The following is a 23,226-nucleotide window of genomic DNA, read 5'->3' as shown; positions in this document are numbered from 1 at the left end:
CATGTTTCAGACATCGAAAACCAGGGGCGGCAAGCTCGTCTCGGCGCTGACCATTCTGGAACTGATCTATCATTCCACCGTGCGGTCGATCCGCAAGACCCATAACAACGCCTTTGCCGCGATTGCGATCAACGTGGTGCAGGCGGTGATCTTCGTGATGGCGTTTTTCGGGATGTTCTGGCTCTTGGGGTTGCGCGGGGCGTCCATTCGCGGGGATTTCCTGCTCTATATCATGTCCGGTGTCTTCTTGTTCCTGACCCACACCAAGTCACTCAGTGCGGTTCTGCAATCCGAAGGGCCGGCAAGCCCGATGATGCAACACGCGCCGATGAATACGGTGATTGCGATTACCTCCGCTGCGGTCGGCGCGCTCTATATCCAGGTGCTGTCGTTGGGTCTGATCCTTTATGGGTATCATCTGGCGGTCAAACCCGTCGTCATAGATCAACCGGTCCCTGCGTTTGCCATGTTGCTGATCGCCTGGTTCACCGGGGTGGCGCTCGGCATGGTTCTATTGGCGCTCAAACCGTGGTTTCCGCAGGCGGTCAGCATCTTTTCCTCGATCTACCAGCGGGTCAACATGATCGCCTCGGGCAAGATGTTCGTGGCCAACAGCCTGCCGGGCTTCATGCTGGTGATGTTCGACTGGAACCCGCTTTTTCATGTGATCGACCAGTCGCGTGGCTTCGTCTTCATCAACTACAACCCGCGCTATACGGATTGGGAATATGCGATGTGGGTCGGGATCGTGCTGGTCATGATCGGCCTGATGGGCGAGTTTCATACCCGCCGCCACGCCTCGCTCAGCTGGAGCGCAAGGCGCTGAGGCAGCGTGAAGCCAGGCCTGTCGGTTTTTACAAAAAATGACGCCAGATTCCGCGCCACAGTTTAACGCTTGGCAAGATTGACCGCCGTACAAAGTAGCTGGATTTTGCGTAAGGGTGGTCGGTCGTGGCAGGCAAAAACAATTGGTCCAAATGGTCCGCCCGGATCTTGAGTGCCCGGGTCTTTTTCTTTGTCTCGGCCGTCATCGCCTGGCCTTTCATGGCGGAGTACGAGCTTTTCGAGGAATTCTACGAGTTCTCGCGCGCGCATGAGGATTGGGACCTCGACGAGTTCGGCCTGCTGGTGATCAACCTGACGCTGGCACTGATGTTCTCCTCCATCTACAAGTCAAAACAGTTGAAGGCAGCGATCACGGCCCGGGAAGACGAGCACCAGCGCGCGGAACGGAACGCGCGTCATGATCCTCTGACCGGGTTGTTGAACCGCCGCGCCTTTGCAGAGGCGCTGTCCCATCTGGAAGACGACGGCAGCAAGGTTTCCCGCTTTATCGCCATGGTGGATCTGGACCGCTTCAAATCGGTGAACGACCTGCACGGACACGCGGCCGGAGACGCAATTCTGCGCGAGGTTGCCACGCGGCTTGAGGAGGTCGTGGGCGAGAAAACCACCGTCGCGCGGTTGGGGGGGGACGAGTTTGCGGTGATCTTTGAACGGGGCCTCGATGCCAACGGTATCGAGCGTATCGCGCGCCGCCTGCTGCACTCCATGGAGCGTGCGTTTGACTATGGTCAGCTTCGCCTGCATATCAGCTGCAGCGTCGGGCTCGCCCAGTGGGCCGACAGCGCGCGCCATTCTCTGGTGCTGGGTCAGGCTGACAAGGCGCTCTACACAGCAAAGAACCTCGGACGTGCCCGGTTTGCCTGGTACGATGCGCAACTTGACAGTGAAGCCACCGAACGCGCCCGGATCGAAACCGACCTGCGAGAGGCGATCAGTTCCCAGAAAATCGAGCCCTGGTATCAGCCCATTGTGGACATCGAAAATCAGGCGATCACCGGCTTCGAAGTCCTGGCCCGGTGGAACCATCCGGAACGGGGCGATATCCCGCCAACAGTCTTTATCGAGATCGCCGAGGACAGCGGTCAGATCGATGCTCTGGGGCGCAGCCTGTTGCGCCGGGCCTGTGAGGCGGCGCGTGACTGGGATCCCCGGCTTTCGCTGTCATTCAATCTGTCCGCACTCCAGTTTCACGACCCTGCGCTGGTCACGGACATCACCAGCATTCTGGAGGAGAGCGACTTTGACCCGAGACGGCTGACGATTGAGGTTACCGAAAGCCTTGTTATCCGTGATTTTCAGGTTGCCCGCGAGAAGCTGAATGCCCTCAAGGCTGTGGGCATCTCGGTTGCACTTGACGATTTTGGCACGGGGTATTCCAGCCTCGCCAGTCTGCGACAACTGCCGTTTGACCGGATCAAGATCGACCGCGGTTTCATCACAGATATCGGCGCTCAGCCTCAAAACCAAAAGATCGTCACGGGCATCATGTCGCTGGCACGGGGGCTGGATCTGGACGTCACGGCAGAAGGGATCGAGACAGCCGAGGATCTGGATTTTATCCGGTCACTGGACTGTGGTCTCGGCCAGGGCTTTCTGTTCGACAAAGCGGTTTCCGGTGAAGAGATCGCCTGGTTGCTGGAAACAAAGTGGGTCGACCTGCAGCCCAACGATGCGCCTTACCTCGCCAACCCGGGAGCCCAAGACAGCAAGGCGGTTTGAACGCAGGACCTGATTGGAACGCCCTTGCTAATTGTTTCGCAGGCCATAGAGACAAACGGGTCTTTGCGGTCTGGCGGTGCGCATGCTCCCGCCGGTTCAAGGGGCGATATCTCCCGGGCGACACGCCGTGAGGCTGCATATGTCATTGTCCTCCAATGGCCGCCATACCGCGTTTGGCGCCACTGATTCCGGGTCCACGTCAAAAACGATACGGCACGTCCAAGCACCGGTATTATTGTGCACCTGTACTCCCTCGTTGAGAGGCACCAAGCTTGTCTCGGGTGTGCGAGATCATCCTCAGTCTTTCGAAGTGTATGCTGCCGGGTTCGATCAAGCGTGAGGGGATCAGAGCCAACATCGTATCAGAAGTTGTGGGTGCCGATCCATTTGATGTCGAGCGTGTCGAAAAAATACTTTGGGTTTATGGCCTTGTTCCGCTGCGGTTGTGTCAGGCGGACCGCACCGACACGGATGACTGACCGTCTGGTCGCTGCAGAACCTCCGGTATGCCGTGGGGAACGTGTAAAGGGTGATGCCTTCGGTCGTGATGCTTTGATCACCGGCACATGTCCGCGCTCCTGATATCGGCCCCGCGGTTCGAGAAAGGTGCCTTGCGCCATGTGGAAGCTTGAGGAAGACGAGACGATCTGCCGGATCGGTTCCCCAGAAACCAGGCTTTTGCCGTGCGTACCAGATCCCAAGTCGCACGCTTTGGCGGCGCTTGGACGACGACCTAGAGGTGATCGCTCGGCAGCACCACCATGTTTGACGGTTCCGTTTTAATGGGTGTGCGATGACCGTTCACGCTGAAGCAGGCACCGTCGCACGTCGTTGAATGTCGTCCAAGGTTTGGACACCGAACCAAGGCTGGGCCGCAACCGCAGGGAGGCATGTTGAAAGGCCGGAACCTTGTTGCAGTGCCCCGCGGGTGGTGAGGGTGCGATTTGAGTTTATTTGGCAAGATGACAGGAGCTGGCAGGCGGCACGTATGGATGGCCTCAGGCATGATACCGCGCCGGGAGATGCGGTCAGGCGATCTCAATCGAGGCTACCAGAACGGCGGCGGCGCATATCCCGCCAATCACATCGCCTTTCTTGAGTCGATGCTCAGGCCTCTTGCGGTGCCGGGTATCCAGCATCTTCCAAGCCCGCTTGCTGCGGGGATCAGGCGCATTTGGGGATACACCAGCCTTGCTACCTCTCTTGGTGCGACGCTTACAGCGGCTCTAAGGTGTCGTCTTTGGACGCCCGGGCTGATGCGTTCAAATTTGTCACTGCGAGCCAAGGATAGCGCACTGATCTGACTGCGTCATCCTTGGCACCCGCCGTCCAGATCTTGGCGCCAGGCGAAGGAAGGTGTTGGGCTGAGATGCGGTCGGACGTCCCGGCTACAGTCTTTCGGGATGGGCACGATGCAGACATGATCCGGAGCAACCGTACGTTACGTGACAACCCTCAAGGTGAGGTTGATACGACCACCCTGCGGCAACAGACTGCTGGAGCCGAAACGAATGCGGTCGACGCCGTGATGGGCGAGCCGCGCGGCCCCGCCCATGACCACCACATCACCCGACTGAAGCCAGACCGACTGCGTCTTGCCACCCCGCGCGGCACCCCCCATGCGAAAGAGCCCGTCATCGCCCAGCGAGATGGAGACCACCGGCCACTGCTGGCTGGCCTCATCCTTGTCCTGGTGCAACCCCATGCGGGCACCTTCGCCGTAGAAATTGACCAGGCAGCATTCCGGATCGCGGGACACCCCCGTCAGCCTCTCCCAGACCTCCAGAACCGATGCTGGGATCGGCGGCCAGGGCGTCCCGCGCGGTTGCTCCCGTGCATAGCGGTAGCCCGCGCGATCCGTGATCCAGCCGTAGCTGCCCGCGGCCGTCATTCGCACGGACATCGGCTGGCCCCGGGGCGTGACCGGTGCAACCAGGGGCGCGGCGCGGACCACCGTGCGCACATCTTCCAGAAGCGCGCGCTGTGCTGCACCATCGAGAAAGGTTTTGTGGATCTCGAAACCCGCAACGGTCAGCCGTGTCATCTTCCCCCAATCGCCGGCCCGCTTTGCCGAGCGCGCCCGCACAAGAATCCCGGACCGATACAATGTGAGAGGTTGCAGCACCCCGGACCCCTCCCTATATACCCTCCGAACCGCACGGGACGACCCGTTTCGTGTGTTATCAGATCGGAGCTTTGGTGCCGTAACGGGCCAGCACTCCGTGTCATCGCCTTGAGTAAATGAGGGATCAAAAAATGGCCAAAGTCATTGGTATCGACCTGGGAACCACCAACAGCTGTATCTCCATCATGGACGGCAGCCAGCCACGGGTCATCGAAAACTCCGAAGGGGCCCGCACGACCCCGTCGATCGTCGCCTTTACGGATGATGAGCGCCTCGTGGGTCAGCCCGCAAAACGGCAAGCCGTCACCAACCCCGAAAACACTGTCTTTGGCGTCAAGCGCCTGATCGGTCGCCGGTTTGACGACGCGGATCTGGCCAAGGACAAGAAAAACATGCCGTTCAACGTCATCGATGGCGGCAATGGCGACGCATGGGTCGAGGCCAAGGGTGAGAAGTACTCCCCCAGCCAGATTTCTGCCTTCATCCTCGGCAAGATGAAAGAGACTGCTGAGAGCTACCTAGGCGAAGACGTCACGCAAGCGGTCATCACCGTACCTGCCTATTTCAACGACGCCCAGCGTCAGGCAACCAAGGATGCGGGCAAGATCGCCGGTCTGGAAGTGCTACGGATCATCAACGAGCCGACAGCGGCGGCGCTTGCCTACGGTCTCGACAAGGAACAAACACAGACGATCGCGGTCTACGACCTCGGCGGCGGTACCTTTGACGTGACCATTCTTGAGATCGACGATGGTCTCTTTGAGGTGAAATCCACCAATGGGGACACGTTCCTGGGCGGTGAAGATTTCGACATGCGGATCGTCAACTACCTCGCCGATGAGTTCAAGAAAGAGCACTCCGTCGATCTGACGCAGGACAAGATGGCGCTGCAGCGTCTGAAAGAGGCCGCCGAGAAAGCCAAGATCGAGCTGTCAAGCTCCAGCCAGACCGAGATCAACCAGCCGTTCATCTCGATGGGTGCCAACGGCCAGCCGCTGCACATGGTGATGAAGCTGACCCGCTCCAAGCTGGAAAGCCTGGTGAGCGATCTGATCAAGAATTCGATCAAACCCTGCCAGGCAGCGCTGAAAGATGCAGGCCTGTCAGCGTCCGACATCGACGAGGTGGTGCTGGTGGGCGGGATGACCCGCATGCCGAAGGTGGTCGAGGAAGTGACCAAGTTCTTTGGCAAGGAGCCGCACAAGGGCGTGAACCCCGATGAGGTGGTTGCGATGGGTGCTGCCATTCAGGCCGGCGTTCTGCAAGGCGACGTCAAGGACGTCGTGCTGCTCGACGTGACGCCGCTGAGCCTCGGCATCGAGACTCTGGGTGGTGTGTTCACGCGCCTGATCGACCGCAACACCACGATCCCAACGAAAAAATCCCAGATTTTTTCCACCGCGGAAGACAACCAGAACGCGGTGACCATCCGGGTGTTCCAGGGCGAACGGGAGATGGCGTCGGACAACAAGATCCTCGGCGCGTTCAACCTTGAAAACATCCCGCCTGCCCCCCGCGGCATGCCGCAGATCGAGGTGACATTCGACATCGACGCCAACGGCATCGTGTCGGTTGGTGCGCTCGACAAAGGGACGATGAAGGAGCAGAAGATCACCATTCAAGCGTCGGGTGGTCTGTCTGACGACGACATCGAAAAAATGGTCAAGGATGCCGAAGAGAATGCCGAGGCCGATAAGGAGCGTCGCGAGCTGATCGAGGCGAAGAACCAGGCCGAAAGCCTGATCCACTCGACCGAGAAGTCGATGGAAGAGCATGCCGACAAGGTCGATCCGACCACCATCGAAGCCATCGAACTGGCCATTGCGGCGCTCAAGGATGATCTGGAAAACGACAGCGCCGAAAAAATCAAATCGGGCATCCAGAACGTGACCGAAGCTGCCATGAAACTGGGCGAGGCGATCTACAAGGCCGCTCAGGAAGAAGGCGAGGATGTCGCGGAGGCCGCGGACGAACAGCCGCGCAATGACGATGATGATATCGTCGATGCGGAGTTCGAGGATCTCGACGACAACAAGCGCGCGTAACTTGCGCCAGACCCGGAACCACTGCTTGGGCCGACCTTTGGGTCGGCCCGTCACGTTCCACTAGGGGGACCACGCGATGGCAAAAAGAGACTATTACGACGTGCTGGGGGTCGCCAAAGGCGCGTCTGCGGATGAAATCAAAAAAGGGTATCGGCGCAAGGCCAAGGAGCTGCACCCCGACCGCAACGCCGACAATCCCAACGCAGAAGCGCAGTTCAAGGAAGCCAACGAGGCCTATGAAATACTGAAGGACGCCGAGAAAAAGGCAGCATACGATCGGTTCGGTCACGCCGCGTTCGAAGGCGGCATGGGCGGCGGCGGTGGTGCGCGCCCCGGCGGTGGTCAGGGTGATTTCGGCTCTGCCTTCTCGGATGTGTTCGACGATCTCTTTGGCGATTTCATGGGTGGCCAGCGCGGTGGCGGCGGCGGACGACGCGCGGCCCGCGGCTCGGATTTGCGATATAACCTGCGTGTCACGCTGGAAGAAGCGTTCAGCGGGTTGCAGAAAACGATCAACGTGCCGACATCGGTCAGCTGCGACAGCTGCAAGGGCTCCGGCGCGGAGGGCGGTGCCGAACCGACGTCCTGCCCCACATGTTCGGGCCTGGGCAAGGTACGCGCGCAGCAAGGCTTCTTTACGGTAGAGCGCACCTGCCCCACCTGTTCCGGCCTTGGGCAGATCATCAAGAACCCCTGCAAGTCCTGTCAGGGTGCAGGCCGCGTGGAAAAAGACCGCGCGCTCAGCGTCAACATCCCCGCGGGTGTCGAAACAGGGACCCGGATCCGGCTCGCCGGTGAGGGCGAGGCCGGCATGCGGGGCGGGCCGACGGGTGATCTCTATATCTTCATCGATGTGGCGGAGCACGCGCTCTTTTCCCGCGAGGCAAGCAACCTCTTTTGCCGGGTGCCGGTGTCGATGGCCAAGGCCGCTCTGGGCGGATCCATCGAGGTGCCCACCATCGACGGGGGTCGCGGCCGGGTTCAGATCCCGCCGGGCAGCCAATCGGGGCGCCAGATGCGGCTTCGGGGCAAAGGCATGCCCGCCCTCCGCGGCGGTGGCTCGGGCGACATGTTCATTGAACTGGCGGTTGAGACACCTGTGAACCTGACGACACGGCAAAAAGAGCTGCTGGCAGAGTTCGAGGATCTTTCGGAGAACAACAACCCGGAATCCTCCAGCTTCTTTTCGTCCGTGAAGAGCTTTTGGGACGCGATGAAGGGCTGACACCGCCCGCGCCTCTCCAGCCGAAAAAAAGCCGCCGCATGGCACAGACCATGCGGCGGCTCTATTTTTTCAGCAGGTGCGGCGTTTACAGCAGGAACTCATCCAATGTGTAATCGCCCGCGACGGTGCCCGGGCCATCGTTGATGCGCACTTCGAAGTCGATCACACCGTCGCCGTTCACCTCACCGTAGAGCCGGGTCTGACCACCGAACTCCTGCACCCAGAGCGCGCCTGCACCAAAGCCAAGACCCACGGCGCTTGTCACAGCACCGAGGAAAGTGAAGGCCTGGTTACCACCGGCGGTGGTGTTGGCATCAATGCCAGAGACATCAATAACGTCTCCGCCCGGCGCACCCGCACCGTCAAAGCCCGAGATCGTGTCAGCGGACCCGAAGGCTGATTCCGACACCGCATTGAAGTCGAAGGTATCGAATCCGGCACCACCGTCCATGAAGTCGGTGCCAGCGCCGCCGCGCAGCGTGTCGCCCTGATTGCCGCCAAAGAGCGTGTCATTGCCCGACCCGCCATCGAGAAGATCAAAGCCGTCGCCGCCGAACATCGTGTCATTGCCCGTCTGACCGAACAGGTCGTCGTCCTGCTGTTGACCGTCCATCAGGTCGTTGCCCGACCCGCCGAACATCGCGTCGTCGTTCGAGCCACCGAACATCCGGTCGTTGCCATTCTCGCCGTTCATGAAGTCGTTGCCGCCGCCGCCGTTGATCTCGTCCGCGCCGTCGCCGCCCAGAAGCGTGTCGGCCCCGGTCTCGCCGAAGATCTGGTCGTCGCCGTCCTCACCATCGACGAAATCGTTGCCGCCGTTGCCGAAGAGCCGGTCATTGCCGGTGCCACCGCGCACGGTGTCATTGCCCTCGCCGCCGAAGATCTCGTCATTGCCGCCATCACCGTCGATGTTATCACTGCCGTTGGCGCCGCCGATGGTGTCATCGCCCTCGCCGCCGTTGATGGTGTCATTGCCGTCCTCGCCGAAGAGCTGGTCTTCATCGGCCCCGCCATTGATCACGTCGTTGCCCTGCTGGCCAAAGACCGTGTCCTTGCCGTCACCGCCGGAGATGTTGTCGTTACCCTCACCGCCGTTCAGCGTGTCGTCACCGAGGCCACCGATCAGTGTGTCATTGCCGTTGAAGGCAAGGATCCTGTCGTTGCCCGCACCGCCATTCATGACATTGTCGGCCGCGAACCCAAAGAGTTCGTCATTGCCCGCGCCGGAGGTGATATTCTCGAAGTTCGTAAAGAGCTCACCGCCGAAGTTGGTGAGGCCCGTGCGCAGATCGACGACGTAGTTGCCACCGAAGGAAGTTGTGATGAGCGTATCGACACCAGTGCCGCCATCCAGGGTTTCCGGCAAACCATTGGCTGCATGGATCGTGTCGTTGCCCTCCTCGCCAAAGATCGTATCGACACCGGACGAGAACAGCGTGTCGTTGCCCAGGCCGCCAAACACTGTATCGGTCCCGGAGCTTGCGGTGACCGTGTCATTGCCGGACCCGGCAAAGATCGTGTCGTTGCCCGTGCCACCGTTGATGGTATCGTCGCCTCCACCGGCATTGATCGTGTCGTTACCGGCATCGCCGTCGATCGTATCATTCCCAAGACCGGTATTGATCGTATCGTTGCCGCCCCCGCCATTCACCGTGTCGTTGCCGCTGCCCGTGGTGATGATGTTGTTACCAGCTGTCCCTTTGACCGTCGTATCACCGTTGCCGGTAATGACATTCTCGAAGTTGACGAAGCTTTCCGGCGCGAAGTTCGTGACGCCGGTTTCGAGGTCAATCTCGTAGGTGCCGTTGAACAGCGTCGTGTTTAGCGTGTCGATTCCGGCACCGCCATCGAGCGTTTCAAACGCTGTGTTGCTGGCGAAGATGATATCATTACCGCCGCCGCCGAAGTACTCACCGCCGCCTGAAGAGGCATTGATGATGTCATTGCCGCCCTGACCGAACACGGTCTTGGAGCCGAAGCCCGCCAGAACGGTCGAGCCGCCCAGGCCGGTGGTGATCACGTCGGAGTTCAGCACATGCGCCTTTTCCACGTCATAGTCACTGGGATCGATCACACTGTCGCGCGGATCCCACACCGAGGCGAAGATCTCGCCAAGCCCGTCATTGGCGACCCAGGTGAAAAGAATGCGTCCGTCGCCCGTAACGCCGATGTCAATCTGGGTGGTAGCGGCGTTCTCGACTGTGAACTGACTGCCGTTCGACGTGCCATCAGCATTGTAGCGCCGCGCAAAAAGGTCGCCGGAGGTGTCGTCATCCCAAGCCACCACAAACCCGCCATCGGGCAGGCCTTGCACCACGACCTCATTTTGGCTGTTGGTGCCGCTGGCGACGGTGCCGCTGTCCTGCAGGGCTCCAGCGTTATCGAATGTGCGAAAGAGCACATCGCCGTTGAACACATAGGCCGCGACAAATCCGCCGCCCTCAAGGGCGGAGACATTCACCTCAGAGCCTTCCGACGCCAGAAAGCGCGCGTTTACTCCGACGGTGGCACCTGTTTCAGTGCGGATCGTGAACTCGACACTTGTGGTGCCTGCGTCGTCCTCCAGATAGGCGGTGACGAAATTGCCGTTGCTGAGCACGGTGACATCGCCCAAACGGTCAAAATCAGGACTGTTCTGGGCCGAGCCAAACTCCGCGCCAAGCGCGCCATTCTGGTCGATGATCCGGGCGCTGATGTCGGTATCCGTGCCCACATCATCCTCGTAGGCCACATAAAGATCGTCATTGCTGGCGATCAGATTGGCGGCGATCTGCGGATCAGACAGAAAGTCCGCCGCCACATTTTCCAGCGCCAGGCTGCCTGCGGTGCCTGCCCCTACCTGACGAACGCCTTCAAAGTCGAACCGTTCATAGAGGATCTGCGTCTGGTTGGTGGCCGAGATGTAGTCTTTCACGTAGGCCATCGCGAACCCGTCATGGGTCGCCACAAGATCGAAATCGCGCTCGTCATCGGCGTTGCCAAAGACGTTGAGCCGGAAGCTGTCCTTGACCACATTGCCTTCGGCATCGAACACCTTGGCGACAATATCTTGCCCTGCGGGAGGCTCAGCGATCGTACCGCTGCTTGCCTCGACCCAGGCGACAACAAACCCCCCGTTGTTCAACCCGATGATCTGGGGGTTGGATTGACCACCCGTCGCAGCTGCCCCGGTGTTCACTTGAAATTCATTGAGCCACTCTGTTGGCGTCGCCATAGCGCTAATCCTTTTTTGAAAATACGTTGCTAACAATGGTTAAGATTTGTGACCGCTGTGTCGATTCGGTCAACAATTTGGTTCACACAAGTGTGAAATCAGCGCCGATACGGCGTCGCCAACGTGATCACAGAAGACGTAGTTTCGACTTAAATCAACATCTTAGGAGGGTTCAGATTTTTTATTACCTAGGTAATTATATTTCCTAACGACCAATCACCGCGCCTGCCGCCAGAAACCCCCAGCGGGTGCGCCACATGTATCTGCGCGCTTACCCCGCACCCTTGGACCTGCCGACGACCCTCGGCAGGGAAGGTCGGTGCGCCCCGCTCGCATCACTGTGACCGGTTTTCCGCCGGGTGTTATCGCATAGCGGCGCGCAGACCCTATATGCATCAACGTAGCCAATACGAAGGAATGTGATCATGCGTCTGTCTGCGGTTCTTCTGAGCCTCGCCCTGAGCGTTGCAACAGCCTTGCCCGCTGCGGCGGAGAAACTGCCACTGACGGAGATCTCCAGCTACCTGAACAGTCTGAAGACGGCCAAAGCTGCTTTTACGCAGATCAACGACGATGGTTCTATCAGTTCGGGAAATCTCTATATCAGCCGCCCGGGCCGGATGCGGTTCGAGTATGATCCGCCCGAGCAGGCGCTGGTACTGGCCAGCGCCAATGCCGTCTACATCCTCGACGGCAAGTCGAACCAGGCGCCGGAAACATACCCGCTGCGGCGGACGCCGCTGTCGCTGATCCTGGCGCGTCAGGTCAACCTGCAGCAGGCGCGGATGGTCGTCGGCCATGATTTCGACGGCACTGCAACGGTCGTCACCGCACAGGATCCGAATAATCCGGAATACGGCACCATCGAGATGAGCTTTACCGCATCGCCAACGGCTCTGCGCAAATGGGTGATCAACGACGCCAATGGCGGACAGACGACCGTCACGCTCGGCGCGATGGAGACGGGCATGAGCCTCGCCAACAGGCTCTTTGACCCGCAATTGGCGGTGCGCGACCGGGATCGTTAAGCCGCGTTACCGCAGCCTGCAGGTCGCCAGCTGGGTCTGGTACACGTCAGCACGGGCATCGACCTTATTGGCGACACCGAGCAGCCAGGACTTACGATTGTAGCTGCCACGCGCGTAGCCGGTGTGCCCTTCGTGATAGGCCAAATACTGGTTGCGGGTGTCCGTCAGCGGGATGCCGTTGCGCGACTGGCTGATGTTCATGTACCAACCCATGAAATCCGACGCATCGCGGATCCGGTCACGGCGGGCAAACCGCTTGCCGGTTGCTTTTTTGTAGTCTTCCCACGTGCCATCCAGAGCCTGCGCATATCCATAGGCACTGGACTGACGCCCCATAGGAATGACGCCCAACGCATAACGGTAGGGCGTCCGCGCGTTGGAGATAAACTTGCTCTCCTGATGGATCGTCGCCATCTGAACGTGTACGGGCACACCCCATTTTCGTTCGGTTCGCTGGAATGCCTTGATGTAGTCCGGGCGCTCGTCGGCGATCCGGCACGCGTCATCCAGTTGTCGCGGTGCCGTGCCCTGACCGCCCCCACAAGAGGCTACCAGGACAACCAACATCAGTGCGCGAAGAGTTCTGCTCATCTGCCTCTCGCTTTTTTATGTTTTTCTGATGGGCATACTAACGGAAAATGCGCCTTCGGGAAATCACGTTTTGCACCGGCCCGGGCCGGACGCCCGACCATCCGGCGGGAAGATGTCCGCAGGCGCACTGTCGGTGGGCAGTTCACAGACTGTTTCGGTCCCGACCCAGCCCGTGATTGGACAAATCGCCCTTGAACCAGCTACGGTCGATGTCTACACAGCTTGATTGACATGCTCAGAACACGCGCGAAATATCACCTTGGCCAAGTGGTCCGTCACAAGAAGCACCCTTTTCGTGGTGTCATCTTCGACGTCGACCCGGAATTCGCCAATACGGACGAGTGGTATGAGGCGATTCCCGAGGACAGCCGCCCGGCCAAGGAGCAGCCCTACTACCACCTGCTCGCCGAGAATGAGCAGAGCTATTACGTGGCCTATGTGTCGGAGCAGAACCTGATCGCGGATTACTCCGGCGAGCCGGTGGATCACCCGGATATTCCGGATCTGTTCGGACCGTTTCAGGACGGCACCTATCCGCTGCACTTCCAGCTAAACTAAGCTCAGTAGCCGAGCGCGCAGCCGTCCTTGCGTGGGTCACTGGCCCCTTCGAGCACGCCGTCGTCACGGATGAGAATGGCCTGCGCGCCGCCGATGGGTACCTCCGGGATGCTCACACGGTGCCCCATCTCCACGAGTTCTTGGCGGACCGCGTCGGAATAGCCCCGCTCGACCTTCATATCGCCCTGGTCCGAGAAGGCCCGCGGCATGTCGATCGCGGCCTGCGGGTCGAGACCAAAATCTGTGATGTTGGACGCAAATCGCGCATGACCGTTTGGCTGATACGCGCCGCCCATGACCCCGAACGGCATGATGATCCTGCCGTCTTTGCGCACCATGCCGGGGATGATCGTGTGCAAGGGCCGTTTGCCGGGGCCAAGCTCGTTCGGGTGGCCTTGCTCCAGCGTGAAGCCGGCACCGCGGTTCTGCAACAGGATGCCGTATTTCTCGGACGCGATCCCTGAGCCGAAACCGTGGAAAATCGAGTAGATCAGCGAGACGGACATGCCGTCGCGATCCACCACGGTGATATAGATCGTGTCCTTGTGCACGCTCTCCGAAAGGGTCTTGGCGTTGGGCATGGCCCGCTGCGGGTCAATCAGCGCGGCGAGTTTCTGCGCCGTGTCGGGGCTCAGCATATGCTCCAGCCGCGTAGTGTGATCCGCATCGGCAATGAACCGGTTCCGGGCGTCATAGGCGAGCTTGGCGGCCTCTGCCTCGATGTGGGCGCGCGCCGCTCCCAGCGGGTCCATACCTGCAATGTCGAAATGAGACAGGATATTCATCATCAGCAGCGCCGTCGCGCCGTGACTGTTGGGCGGATGCTCGACCACTTCGATGTCCCGGTAGGTGCCCGCGACAGGCGTGGTCGGCGTGGCGGCGACCTTGGCGAAATCCTCCGGCGTATGACATCCCCCCGACGCGGTTAGCGCGCGGATCATGTCCTCGGCGATCTCACCGGTGTAGAAGGCGTCGCGCCCCTGTTCGGCCACGCGGCGCAACACCTCCGCCTGCCCCGGTGCGCGGAAGATCTGGCCGCTTTTGGGCGCCTGCCCCCCGATCAGGTAGTGATCACGCGCGACCCCTTGCAGCACAGCGCCGTCCTGCGCCCAGTCAAAGGCGGCACGCGCGGCAACGGGCACGCCGTTTTCCGCCGCCGCGATCGCCGGGGCCAGGATGGCCTCCAGCCCGATTTTACCAACTGTTTGAGATAGATGGCAGAAAGCGTCGATGGCGCCGGGAACGGTCACCGCATGCGCACTGTCCACGGGTACAGCCGAAAGCCCCGCTGCGCGGAGACCGGCGGCATCGGACGCTGCGGGGGCCCTGCCGGATCCGTTCAGCGCCTGAACATCGCCATCTCCGTCGTGCCAAAGAACAAAACAATCGCCGCCAATCCCGGTCATTTGCGGTTCGCAAATGCCCAGAACCACTGCGCCTGCGATGGCCGCATCCATCGCATTGCCGCCGCGTTCCAGAATGTCGATGGCGGTCTTGGCCCCGAGGGGGTGCGAGGTGGCGCACATGCCGTTGGTGGCCAGCACGGGCGAGCGGCCCGGAAAATGAAAGTCACGCATAGATCTCCCCCTCGGCGGTGTTGGCCGGAGAGTAGTCGTCTGCGCTGCAATGTCCATGGGATGCCCGGTAAAGTCCTCGACGCCGCGCACTGGGTGGGGGCAATTAAGCGCGACGTCGAGGGAAGCCAGAAAAACAGCTACCTTTCTCTTATGACGGGAGAAAACGGCGCAATTATGGTGTGAATAAGGCAGTTTCTGGGCAAATTGTGGCACGATTGTGGCGGTCTTTTCGCGGACTGCGGTCAACCAGCTTCCGCCACTGCAGGTGCAGGCGGCCTTGATACTTCGGCTTGTGCCGACCCTACGCCAGTTGGCGCGCTAGATCATCAACCAATGCGTCCAGATGCGGTGGTGTAAGGTTTATCGCGATCAGCCCAACTCGCTTAGGGCGGCCGCCTTTGGTGACGCGCCAGCAAAAGAGTGGGTGATGGGTCGGAAAGAAGCGGTACTCGACCTGCGCCTTTCCCCTTCCGGAAAAGGGGGCAACCGGTGCCTCATCCGGGCGGCAGCGAACCTGCTATGACGACGCATCCTTGATCGCCGAAGCCACTTTCATAGGCAGGCACAAGGTCAGCTCGTTTGTGGACGCCTTGCGGCGGTAGCGGATGTCCCGGGCCAGCGCGTGGATCATTGACCATCCAAAACCACCTTCGGGCAGGGCAGCGCGCTCTACGTCAAGGGCAGCCGGTTCGTCCCCGGGAAGTGCGGCATCGGGAAACGGATGGCCATGGTCTGTCACGGTAAACTGCAGGCCGCGACGCTCCGGCTGGCAAAGCACATGGATGGGGGGCGCGCTATTCTTATCCCGGTAGGCATGCTCGGACACGTTGTTGAGCACCTCTGCCAGAACCAGTTCGACAGTGGCGGCATCCTCGACGTTCAAAGCAAGCGGGTCCAGGGCGGCGAGGATTTTGGCTAAGCCGTCTCGCACGGCGAGAGGCTCGGCTTCGATCAGCAGCTCAAAGGACGGGAAAAGCTGCATTGATCAGGGTCTTTCCAGCGCTGTGCCGCGGTCAGGCCCGCAGTTCGTTGACGGCACCGTCCAGGGTGGAAAAGATGGCAAAAACCGTATCCATCCGCGTCAGCTGAAACACCCGCGCAACGGCGGGCGTCAGCCCCGCGACGGCCATCTGACGGTCGTTACCAATGTTCTTGAGCGCCGCGACGATCGCGCCGAGCCCGCTCGAATCAATGAATTGCACCGCGCTGAGGTCGAGCACGACGTGCCCATCCATCTCGCCTGTCTGCTGGCGCATGGCGTCCTTGAACCTCAGCGCGCTGGCCGCATCGATGCGCGGCTCTTCGACCGAAACGATGCACAACTGCTGTTCTTTCTTGGTGGAGAGTCGCATAATATGGCCTCTTGACGCGCGTGCCGCAGAGTGTACGCGGCAAGTCTTACGAAAGTCTTGAAGAGGGAGGGTCGACGCCATGCGGCAGGTTGTGATCACGGGGGCTTCACGCACACCGATGGGCGGGTTTCAGGGCGCGCTCGGCTCGTTGAGCGCGGCGGACCTGGGCGGCGCGGCAATTGCCGCTGCGGTGGCTCAGGCAAATGCACCCGCTGTGGACGAGCTGATCATGGGCTGTGTGCTACCCGCAGGTCAGGGCCAGGCCCCCGCGCGGCAGGCCGGTTTCCGGGCGGGTCTGGGCGAAGAGGTCCCGGCCACCACGCTCAACAAGATGTGCGGATCGGGCATGAAGGCGGCGATGATCGCCTTTGATCAGATCGCCCTCGGGCAGTCGGACACTGTGGTGGCGGGCGGTATGGAGAGCATGACCAACGCCCCGTATCTATTGCCAAAAATGCGCGGTGGTGCGCGGATCGGGCACGGTCAGGTGATTGATCACATGTTCCTGGATGGGTTGGAGGACGCCTATGACAAGGGACGTCTGATGGGGACCTTTGCCGAGGACTGCGCCGAGACCTATCAGTTTACCCGGGACATCCAGGATGACTATGCCTTGGCCTCCCTGTCGCGCGCGCTGAAGGCGCAGGAGAGCGGCGGCTTTGATCGCGAGATCACCCCGCTGGAGATTGCCACGCGCAAGGGTACCACCACCGTCAGCGCCGACGAGCAGCCGGGCACCGCGCGCCCCGACAAGATCCCGCAGCTAAAGCCGGCCTTTCGTGAGGGGGGCACGGTGACCGCGGCCAATGCCTCCTCGATCTCGGACGGTGCGGCGGCGCTGGTGCTGAGCGCCGAGGGCACCGGCGACGCCCGTGCGCGGGTCATCGGCCACGCCAGTCACGCGCAGGCGCCCGGGCTTTTCACCACGGCACCGGTGCCCGCCGCGCAGAAGCTGCTGGACCGGATCGGCTGGGACAAGAACAGCGTCGATCTGTGGGAGGTGAACGAAGCCTTTGCGGTGGTGCCGCTCGCCTTCATGCGGGAAATGGGCATCGACCACGCGCGGGTGAACGTGAACGGAGGGGCCTGTGCCTTGGGTCATCCGATCGGGGCGTCGGGCGCGCGGATCATCGTTACCCTATTGAATGCGCTGGAAAAACGCGGGTTGAAGCGCGGTGTGGCAGCCATCTGCATCGGCGGCGGCGAAGGCACGGCGCTGGCGATCGAGCGGGCCTGAGCCGTCATGCGCGCCGACTACGCGAACCTGGCCAAAACCATCCACGCGCTGACCGAGGGGGAGACCGACGCGATCGCTCTCATGGCGACGGTGGCCTGCGAAGTGCACCACGCCGACGGCCGGTTTGACTGGACCGGATTTTACCGGGTGACCGAACCGCAGCTGCTCAAGATCGGACCGTATCAGGGCGGGCACGGCTGTCTGGTGATTCCCTTTGACAGAGGCGTCTGCGGAGCGGCGGCGCGCACCGGTGAGGTTCAGCTGGTTGCGGATGTCGATGCCTTTCCCAGACATATCGCCTGTGCCAGTTCCACCCGGTCGGAGTTGGTGCTGCCCGTGCGCAATGGGGCGGGAGAGATCATCGCGGTGTTCGATCTGGACAGTGATCAGCCTGACGCCTTTACCGACGAGGATGCGGTAGCGCTGACGGAGATTCTGGGCCGCGTCTTCGACCGCCTGTGAGCAAAGCGGGCGAATCACCCGTTAACCCCTGTTTTTGAGGCAAAAACCTCTGTCGGCATCGCGTCGGTACAACGTCGGTATTACGTCGGTGTCGTGTCGGTAATCGACACGGGCGGGGTCGCGGTTAATGCGGCGGGCGGTGGCTGCTCAATACGCTGGCAAAACTGCGCGGCACAGCCCGCCGAGTGATGAAAAATATTTGCATTTTTTCACGGCCAAGTGTTAACGTGAAGGAAGTCAGAGAATTTTCACAGAGTCCGATGCGACACGATTTACCCTCCCAACCAGACACCTTGGGCGCCGACCTGCGCGCCCTGCGCAAGGCGCGTGGGCTGACGCTGGCGGAGCTTGCCCAGACCCTTCGCCGCTCCGTGGGATGGTTGAGCCAGGTGGAGCGGGACAAATCCACCCCCTCCATCACCGATCTGCGGCAGATCGCGGCGGCACTCGAGGTCTCCGTCTCGATCCTGTTTCGGCACGCCGCAGCGCCTGCGGAAGAGGCGGGCTATGTGGTGCGGCACAGCGCCCGGCGGCAGATTGGCGACACCGTAGCGGGGCTGGTCGAAGAGCTGCTCTCCCCCGATCTGACCGATGACTTCGAGATGGTGCATTCGACCTTTCAGCCGCGCAGCCGCATCACCGAAGCGGTCACCCGCCCGACGCAGGAGGTGGGCTATCTCGTTTCCGGCAAGCTGGATCTGGAAATCGCGGGCGTCACCCATACCATCACCCCCGGTGACAGCTTCCGCATCCGCGGCGAGGCGTTCCGCTGGGCGAACCCCTACCCTGACCCAGCGATTGCCATCTGGGTCATCGCACCGCCGGTGTATTAGATGAGCTTTGAAGCCTGGAGCATATTCGCCCTGTTCTGGGTGATCTTTGTCACGACGCCGGGGCCAAATGCGGTCAACTGCATCACCAACGGGATGCATCTGCCCCTGCCGCGCGCCCTGGTGGGCGTGCTGGCGATCCTCACGCAGGCGACGCTCTTTCTGCTGCTGTCGGCCCTTGGGATCACCGCGCTCATCGCCGCCTCGCCGCTGGGGTTCGAGATCGCCAAGCTGGTGGGGGCGGCGTTTCTGATCTATCTCGGGGTGCGCGGCTGGATCCTGGCCAGGAGGCCCGTGAGCGTGAATGACCGGCCTGCGCGCTCGGTCTATCTGCATGCGCTCGCCGTCGCCACAATCAACCCCAAGAGCGTTGCGGGCTACCTTGCCGCCTTTTCGCAATTCGTGCAGCCGGATGTCCCGATCTGGAGCCAGATGACCGTGATCATGCCCACGGCGCTGTGCATCACCGCGCTCAGCTACACCGGGTTCACGCTGTTGGGCGCAGGGTTGGGCCGGGCCGCTCTGGGGGCTGTCTTCAACACCTGGGTGCGGCGGATTCTGGCGGCCTGTTTCGTGATCTACGGCGTCGCTCTGGGCACCGCCGCCACACCGGGGAGAGCGTGATGGTCGAGGGAAGCTGCCTGTGCGGCGGGACCGCCTATCGCCTCTCGGGGGCCTTGCGGAACTCGGTCGCCTGCCACTGCCAGCAATGCCGCAAGACGAGCGGCCACTATGTCTCGGCCACGCAGGTGGGCCCCGAGCAGCTGACCGTCACAAAGGACGATACGCTGACCTGGTATCAGTCGTCACCGGGCGCCTTCCGGGGGTTCTGCAACAAATGCGGATCCTCGATGTTCTGGCGGCACGTGGATGACAAGGGTGCGGTGTCGGTCATGTCCGGCACGCTTGATGCGCCCACGGGCATCACAACCGAAAAACACATCTTTGTCGCCGACAAGGGCGACTACTACGACATCGCGGATGATCTTCCGCAACACGATCAATAGGGAGCACTAAGAATGGCAGATTTTCCGACAACAGCCCGCGTGGTCATCATCGGCGGCGGTGTGGTGGGGGTCTCGACGCTTTACCACCTGGCAAAGGAAGGCTGGACCGATTGCGTTCTGCTGGAAAAGAACGAACTGACGGCAGGCTCCACCTGGCACGCCGCGGGGAACTGCCCGAACTTCGCCCCCAACTGGGCGGTCATGAACATGCAGCGCTATTCGCTGGCGATGTACCGGACGCTGGCGGAGGATGTGGACTACCCGATGAATTACCACGTCACCGGGGCGATCCGGCTGGCGCATACCAAAGAACGCATGATGGAGTTCGAGCACGTCGCCTCGCAAGCCCGCACCCAGGGTCTGCAGATGGACATCTGCACGCCCGAAGAGCTGAAAGAGCATAACCCCTTCATCGAAACCCATGAGCTGGCCGGTGGCCTCTGGGATCCGCTAGATGGTGATATCGACCCCGCGCAGCTGACCCAGGCGCTGGCCAAGGGCGCGCGCGATCTGGGCGCGCGGATAGAACGCTTCTGTCCCGCAACGGGCGTCAGCCGCGATGGCGACGAATGGGTGGTGCACACCGACAAGGGCGACATCCGCTGCGAAAAGGTGGTGAATGCCGCCGGTTACTACGCGGGCCGCGTGGGTGAATGGTTCAAACCCTTCGGCGGGCGCGACGTGCCCATAGTGGTGATGAGCCACCAGTATTTCCTGACCGAAGAGATCCCTGCGCTCGCTGCCTGGACCAAGGAGCACGGGCGCAAGATGCCGATGATCCGCGACGTCGATAGCTCCTACTACCTGCGGCAGGACAAGAATGGTCTGAACCTTGGCCCCTACGAGCGAAACTGCAAGGCGCATTGGGTCACGCCGGAAGATCCGATGCCGGAGGATTTCTCCTTCCAGCTTTACCCCGATGATCTGGAGCGGTTGGAGTGGTACATCGAGGATGCCATGGGCCGTCTGCCGCTGCTGGGCGAGGCTGGCGTGGGGCGCAACATCAACGGGCCCATTCCCTACGCCCCCGATGGCCTGCCGCTGATCGGCCCGATGCCGGGGGTGCCGGACGCATTCGAAGCCCATGCCTTTACCTTCGGGATCGTGCAGGGCGGCGGCGCGGGCAAAGTGCTCAGCGAATGGATCGTCCACGGCGAGACGGAGCGTGACATGTGGGCCGTCGATCCGCGCCGCTACACTGATTACGCCGACCATGACTACTGCCTCGCGAAAGCGCTGGAAACCTACGGGCACGAATACGCCATGCATTTCCCGCATCACGAATGGCCCGCCGGGCGCGGCAAGAAGCTTTCGCCAAACCACGCGCGACTTATGGCCGACGGGGCGCAGATGGGGGCCTACAACGGCTGGGAACGCGCCAACTGGTTCGCCAAGGAGGGCGATGATACCTCCGAGGAAGCGACCGAGACATGGGACCGCAATGGCCCCTGGTCCGTGCGCGTGAAAGAAGAGGTCGAGGCCGTGCGCGACGGCGCTGGCGTGCTCGATATGCCCGGGTTCTCGCGCTACACGCTGCAGGGCGCGGGGGCGGCAGAATGGCTGCGCGGCCAGATCGCGGGGGCGCTGCCCAAGGCGGGCCGCATGAACCTCGGCTACTTCACCGACAGCCGCGGCAAGATCGTCACCGAGGTCACCATCATCCGCTGGGGCGAGGATGATTTCTGGCTGATGACGGCGGCCGTGGCGCAATGGCACGATTTCGAATTCCTGCAAAGCCGCCTGCCCGCGGATGGCACGCTGACCCTCACCGATATCACCGGCGACTGGTCGACCCACCTGCTCACCGGCCCCAAATCGCGCGAGATGCTCGCAGGGCTCACCGATGGGGACCTTTCCACTGGCTGGCTGACCATCCAAGAGGCCACCGTCGCGGGCAAACCCGTCAAGCTCTTCCGCATCTCCTTTGCCGGGGAACTGGGCTGGGAGGTGCATACCTCGTTCGAGGACAGCGCCGCGGTCTACAGCGCGCTGCGCGACGCGGGGGCTGCCCCCTTCGGGATGTTCGCGCTGAACTCCATGCGGGTGGAAAAAGGCTACCGCAGCTGGAAGGGCGATCTCTCGACCGATTACTCCCTGCTCGAAGGCGGGATGGAACGCTTCATCCGGTTCGACAAGCCGCAGGATTTCATCGGCAAGGCGGCACTGCTCAATGAAAAGCAGCAGGGCGTCAAAAAGCAGTTCGTCACACTGGTGGTCGACGCGGGCGATCAGGACGCGCCCTATATGTCGCCGATCTTCAAAGGCGACGAAGTGGTGGGCGAAACGACGAGCGGAGACTGGGGCTACCGGGTGAATAAATCCATCGCGCTCGGCATGCTGCGCACCGACCTCACCGAGCCGGGCACGGAGATCGAAGTGGAGATCTACGGCACCCGCCGCCGCGCCACCGTGCAGCCCGACCACCCGCTCTGGGATCCGGAAAACGAAAGGATCCGTGCGTGACACAAATCACGCTTCTGGACGGGGGCATGGGCCAGGAACTGATCCGCCGCGCCGGCAATCAGCCGACACCGCTGTGGTCGACGCAGGTGATGGCGGATCACCCCGGTATGGTGGAAAGCGTGCACGCGGAGTTCTTCGCCGCCGGGGCGACCGTCGCCACCACCAACAGCTACAGCATCCATCACGACCGGCTGGAGGGGACGGCGCTCTCCGGCAAATTCGCGGATCTGCACGCCGCCGCCCTGGCAGAGGCCAGGGCAGCGCAGAGCGCCCACGGCCGGGGCCGCATCGCCGGCAGCATCGGCCCGCTCCGGGGCAGCTACCGCCCCGACCTGCACCCCGGTACGGAGATCGCGGTACCGCTTCTGGCCGAGGTCGCAACGACACTGGCGCCGGGCTGCGACCTGCTCCTTCTGGAAACGGTCGCCTCTGTCGCCCACGCCCGCGACGCGCTCGCCGCCGCGCGCTACACCGATCTTCCGGTCTGGCTGTCCCTCACCCTCAGGGACGATGACGGCACCCGGCTGCGCTCTGGCGAGCCGCTGCAGGACGCACTGGATGTCGCTAAAGACGCCGACGCTGTCCTGCTCAATTGCTCCGCCCCTGAGGCGATTACCCAGGGGCTGCCCATCCTGTCGGCGCTGGACAAACCCTTTGGTGCCTACGGCAACGCCTTTGTGCAGATCACCGATGCCTTTCTGTCGACCACCGCCACCGTGGCCAGCCTCGAGACCCGCAAGGACATGGGCCCGCGCGCCTATGCAGGCTACGTCATGCAATGGGTCGGCCTCGGTGCCACCATCGTCGGCGGCTGCTGCGAAGTCAGCCCCGCCCATATCGCCGAACTTCACCACCGGCTGACTGCCGTCGGTCACGACGTGGTCTGACGCTCATGTTTCACCTTGCCGAAAAAACTCTGGGGGGAGGAGCCGGCACGGCTCCGGGGG

21 protein-coding genes are annotated in these 23,226 nt (G+C 61.7%); 15 read left to right on the top strand and 6 right to left on the bottom strand.

Going from position 1 to position 23,226, the window contains the following annotated elements; all coding sequences use genetic code 11:
* Position 1: 1 nt before the first annotated feature.
* The 3 genes from Q1A53_RS08330 (at position 2) to Q1A53_RS08320 (ending at position 3,044) form a co-directional block, all read left to right on the top strand.
* A complete protein-coding gene (locus Q1A53_RS08330) occupies positions 2-826 on the top strand; it encodes an ABC transporter permease (RefSeq protein ID WP_299965035.1) in 825 nt (274 codons plus the stop codon).
* A 125-nt stretch (positions 827-951) separates the two neighbouring features.
* Complete coding sequence (locus Q1A53_RS08325) at positions 952-2,565, top strand: EAL domain-containing protein (RefSeq protein ID WP_299965033.1); 1,614 nt, start codon at positions 952-954, stop codon at positions 2,563-2,565.
* A 281-nt stretch (positions 2,566-2,846) separates the two neighbouring features.
* Positions 2,847-3,044: a hypothetical protein gene (locus tag Q1A53_RS08320; RefSeq protein WP_299965031.1), complete on the top strand. Its 198-nt coding sequence runs from the start codon at positions 2,847-2,849 to the stop codon at positions 3,042-3,044.
* A gap of 962 nt (positions 3,045-4,006) precedes the next feature.
* On the opposite strand, the gene Q1A53_RS08315 is transcribed toward Q1A53_RS08320, so the two are convergent.
* Positions 4,007-4,609: an alpha-ketoglutarate-dependent dioxygenase AlkB gene (locus Q1A53_RS08315; protein ID WP_299965029.1), complete on the bottom strand. Its 603-nt coding sequence runs from the start codon at positions 4,607-4,609 to the stop codon at positions 4,007-4,009.
* Positions 4,610-4,821: 212 nt separating this feature from the next.
* Here Q1A53_RS08315 and dnaK point away from each other — a divergent pair, with 212 nt between their 5' ends.
* Together dnaK and dnaJ are read left to right on the top strand one after the other, a co-directional pair.
* Positions 4,822-6,735 (top strand): molecular chaperone DnaK, encoded by a 1,914-nt coding sequence (gene dnaK, locus Q1A53_RS08310; RefSeq protein ID WP_299965027.1) that lies wholly within the window; start codon positions 4,822-4,824, stop codon positions 6,733-6,735.
* Positions 6,736-6,811: 76 nt separating this feature from the next.
* A complete protein-coding gene (gene dnaJ / locus Q1A53_RS08305; protein WP_299965025.1) occupies positions 6,812-7,960 on the top strand; it encodes a molecular chaperone DnaJ in 1,149 nt (382 codons plus the stop codon).
* 85 nt (positions 7,961-8,045) lie between these two features.
* On the opposite strand, the gene Q1A53_RS08300 is transcribed toward dnaJ, so the two are convergent.
* On the bottom strand, positions 8,046-11,174 hold the full coding sequence (locus Q1A53_RS08300) for a calcium-binding protein (RefSeq protein WP_299965023.1): 3,129 nt from the start codon (positions 11,172-11,174) through the stop codon (positions 8,046-8,048).
* A 425-nt stretch (positions 11,175-11,599) separates the two neighbouring features.
* Here Q1A53_RS08300 and Q1A53_RS08295 point away from each other — a divergent pair, with 425 nt between their 5' ends.
* Positions 11,600-12,202: an outer membrane lipoprotein carrier protein LolA gene (locus tag Q1A53_RS08295; RefSeq protein ID WP_299965021.1), complete on the top strand. Its 603-nt coding sequence runs from the start codon at positions 11,600-11,602 to the stop codon at positions 12,200-12,202.
* A 6-nt stretch (positions 12,203-12,208) separates the two neighbouring features.
* Here the strand turns inward: Q1A53_RS08295 and Q1A53_RS08290 are convergent, their stop codons facing one another.
* The gene (locus tag Q1A53_RS08290; protein ID WP_299965019.1) at positions 12,209-12,793 is read right to left on the bottom strand and encodes a lytic transglycosylase; all 585 of its coding nucleotides are present in this window, start codon (positions 12,791-12,793) and stop codon (positions 12,209-12,211) included.
* Between the two features lie 231 nt (positions 12,794-13,024).
* Between Q1A53_RS08290 and hspQ the strand changes: the two genes are divergently transcribed.
* The gene (gene hspQ / locus Q1A53_RS08285) at positions 13,025-13,351 is read left to right on the top strand and encodes a heat shock protein HspQ (RefSeq protein ID WP_299965016.1); all 327 of its coding nucleotides are present in this window, start codon (positions 13,025-13,027) and stop codon (positions 13,349-13,351) included.
* 2 nt (positions 13,352-13,353) lie between these two features.
* Here the strand turns inward: hspQ and Q1A53_RS08280 are convergent, their stop codons facing one another.
* Positions 13,354-14,928: a gamma-glutamyltransferase family protein gene (locus tag Q1A53_RS08280; protein ID WP_299965013.1), complete on the bottom strand. Its 1,575-nt coding sequence runs from the start codon at positions 14,926-14,928 to the stop codon at positions 13,354-13,356.
* A gap of 60 nt (positions 14,929-14,988) precedes the next feature.
* On the opposite strand from Q1A53_RS08280, the gene Q1A53_RS08275 reads away from it, so the two are divergent.
* Positions 14,989-15,111 carry a hypothetical protein gene (locus tag Q1A53_RS08275; protein ID WP_299965010.1) on the top strand — a complete coding sequence of 41 codons (123 nt, stop codon included), beginning with the start codon at positions 14,989-14,991 and terminating at the stop codon, positions 15,109-15,111.
* A 334-nt stretch (positions 15,112-15,445) separates the two neighbouring features.
* Here the strand turns inward: Q1A53_RS08275 and Q1A53_RS08270 are convergent, their stop codons facing one another.
* Both Q1A53_RS08270 and Q1A53_RS08265 read right to left on the bottom strand, forming a co-directional pair.
* On the bottom strand, positions 15,446-15,910 hold the full coding sequence (locus Q1A53_RS08270) for an ATP-binding protein (protein WP_299965007.1): 465 nt from the start codon (positions 15,908-15,910) through the stop codon (positions 15,446-15,448).
* 31 nt (positions 15,911-15,941) lie between these two features.
* The gene (locus Q1A53_RS08265; protein ID WP_299965004.1) at positions 15,942-16,280 is read right to left on the bottom strand and encodes an STAS domain-containing protein; all 339 of its coding nucleotides are present in this window, start codon (positions 16,278-16,280) and stop codon (positions 15,942-15,944) included.
* Between the two features lie 79 nt (positions 16,281-16,359).
* Between Q1A53_RS08265 and Q1A53_RS08260 the strand changes: the two genes are divergently transcribed.
* From Q1A53_RS08260 to Q1A53_RS08230, 7 genes are all read left to right on the top strand, one after another.
* On the top strand, positions 16,360-17,517 hold the full coding sequence (locus tag Q1A53_RS08260) for an acetyl-CoA C-acyltransferase (RefSeq protein ID WP_299965001.1): 1,158 nt from the start codon (positions 16,360-16,362) through the stop codon (positions 17,515-17,517).
* 6 nt (positions 17,518-17,523) lie between these two features.
* The gene (locus Q1A53_RS08255; protein ID WP_299964998.1) at positions 17,524-17,979 is read left to right on the top strand and encodes a GAF domain-containing protein; all 456 of its coding nucleotides are present in this window, start codon (positions 17,524-17,526) and stop codon (positions 17,977-17,979) included.
* 260 nt (positions 17,980-18,239) lie between these two features.
* Complete coding sequence (locus tag Q1A53_RS08250) at positions 18,240-18,812, top strand: XRE family transcriptional regulator (RefSeq protein WP_299964996.1); 573 nt, start codon at positions 18,240-18,242, stop codon at positions 18,810-18,812.
* Positions 18,813-19,433: a LysE family transporter gene (locus Q1A53_RS08245; RefSeq protein ID WP_299964993.1), complete on the top strand. Its 621-nt coding sequence runs from the start codon at positions 18,813-18,815 to the stop codon at positions 19,431-19,433.
* Positions 19,433-19,816 carry a GFA family protein gene (locus Q1A53_RS08240; protein ID WP_299964990.1) on the top strand — a complete coding sequence of 128 codons (384 nt, stop codon included), beginning with the start codon at positions 19,433-19,435 and terminating at the stop codon, positions 19,814-19,816. Before Q1A53_RS08245 ends, Q1A53_RS08240 begins: the two co-directional genes overlap by 1 nt.
* 12 nt (positions 19,817-19,828) lie before the next feature.
* A complete protein-coding gene (locus Q1A53_RS08235) occupies positions 19,829-22,279 on the top strand; it encodes an FAD-dependent oxidoreductase (RefSeq protein WP_299964986.1) in 2,451 nt (816 codons plus the stop codon).
* A complete protein-coding gene (locus Q1A53_RS08230) occupies positions 22,276-23,166 on the top strand; it encodes a homocysteine S-methyltransferase family protein (protein ID WP_299964983.1) in 891 nt (296 codons plus the stop codon). Before Q1A53_RS08235 ends, Q1A53_RS08230 begins: the two co-directional genes overlap by 4 nt.
* Positions 23,167-23,226 lie beyond the last annotated feature (60 nt).

It is taken from the genome of uncultured Roseobacter sp., from assembly GCF_947496515.1.
Classification (GTDB): Bacteria; Pseudomonadota; Alphaproteobacteria; order Rhodobacterales; family Rhodobacteraceae; genus Roseobacter.
This window is presented reverse-complemented; position numbering and strand designations above follow the sequence as displayed.

What these genes read in the sequence shown, in the direction of transcription:
- Q1A53_RS08330 (WP_299965035.1), top strand. Translation starts at nt 2, where the DNA reads ATGTTTCAGACATCGAAAACCAGGGGCGGCAAGCTCGTCTCGGCGCTG.
- Q1A53_RS08315 (WP_299965029.1), bottom strand. Translation starts at nt 4,609, where the DNA reads ATGACACGGCTGACCGTTGCGGGTTTCGAGATCCACAAAACCTTTCTC.
- dnaK (WP_299965027.1), top strand. Translation starts at nt 4,822, where the DNA reads ATGGCCAAAGTCATTGGTATCGACCTGGGAACCACCAACAGCTGTATC.
- dnaJ (WP_299965025.1), top strand. Translation starts at nt 6,812, where the DNA reads ATGGCAAAAAGAGACTATTACGACGTGCTGGGGGTCGCCAAAGGCGCG.
- Q1A53_RS08300 (WP_299965023.1), bottom strand. Translation starts at nt 11,174, where the DNA reads ATGGCGACGCCAACAGAGTGGCTCAATGAATTTCAAGTGAACACCGGG.
- Q1A53_RS08295 (WP_299965021.1), top strand. Translation starts at nt 11,600, where the DNA reads ATGCGTCTGTCTGCGGTTCTTCTGAGCCTCGCCCTGAGCGTTGCAACA.
- Q1A53_RS08290 (WP_299965019.1), bottom strand. Translation starts at nt 12,793, where the DNA reads ATGAGCAGAACTCTTCGCGCACTGATGTTGGTTGTCCTGGTAGCCTCT.
- hspQ (WP_299965016.1), top strand. Translation starts at nt 13,025, where the DNA reads ATGCTCAGAACACGCGCGAAATATCACCTTGGCCAAGTGGTCCGTCAC.
- Q1A53_RS08280 (WP_299965013.1), bottom strand. Translation starts at nt 14,928, where the DNA reads ATGCGTGACTTTCATTTTCCGGGCCGCTCGCCCGTGCTGGCCACCAAC.
- Q1A53_RS08275 (WP_299965010.1), top strand. Translation starts at nt 14,989, where the DNA reads ATGCCCGGTAAAGTCCTCGACGCCGCGCACTGGGTGGGGGCAATTAAG.
- Q1A53_RS08270 (WP_299965007.1), bottom strand. Translation starts at nt 15,910, where the DNA reads ATGCAGCTTTTCCCGTCCTTTGAGCTGCTGATCGAAGCCGAGCCTCTC.
- Q1A53_RS08265 (WP_299965004.1), bottom strand. Translation starts at nt 16,280, where the DNA reads ATGCGACTCTCCACCAAGAAAGAACAGCAGTTGTGCATCGTTTCGGTC.
- Q1A53_RS08260 (WP_299965001.1), top strand. Translation starts at nt 16,360, where the DNA reads ATGCGGCAGGTTGTGATCACGGGGGCTTCACGCACACCGATGGGCGGG.
- Q1A53_RS08255 (WP_299964998.1), top strand. Translation starts at nt 17,524, where the DNA reads ATGCGCGCCGACTACGCGAACCTGGCCAAAACCATCCACGCGCTGACC.
- Q1A53_RS08250 (WP_299964996.1), top strand. Translation starts at nt 18,240, where the DNA reads ATGCGACACGATTTACCCTCCCAACCAGACACCTTGGGCGCCGACCTG.
- Q1A53_RS08245 (WP_299964993.1), top strand. Translation starts at nt 18,813, where the DNA reads ATGAGCTTTGAAGCCTGGAGCATATTCGCCCTGTTCTGGGTGATCTTT.
- Q1A53_RS08240 (WP_299964990.1), top strand. Translation starts at nt 19,433, where the DNA reads ATGGTCGAGGGAAGCTGCCTGTGCGGCGGGACCGCCTATCGCCTCTCG.
- Q1A53_RS08235 (WP_299964986.1), top strand. Translation starts at nt 19,829, where the DNA reads ATGGCAGATTTTCCGACAACAGCCCGCGTGGTCATCATCGGCGGCGGT.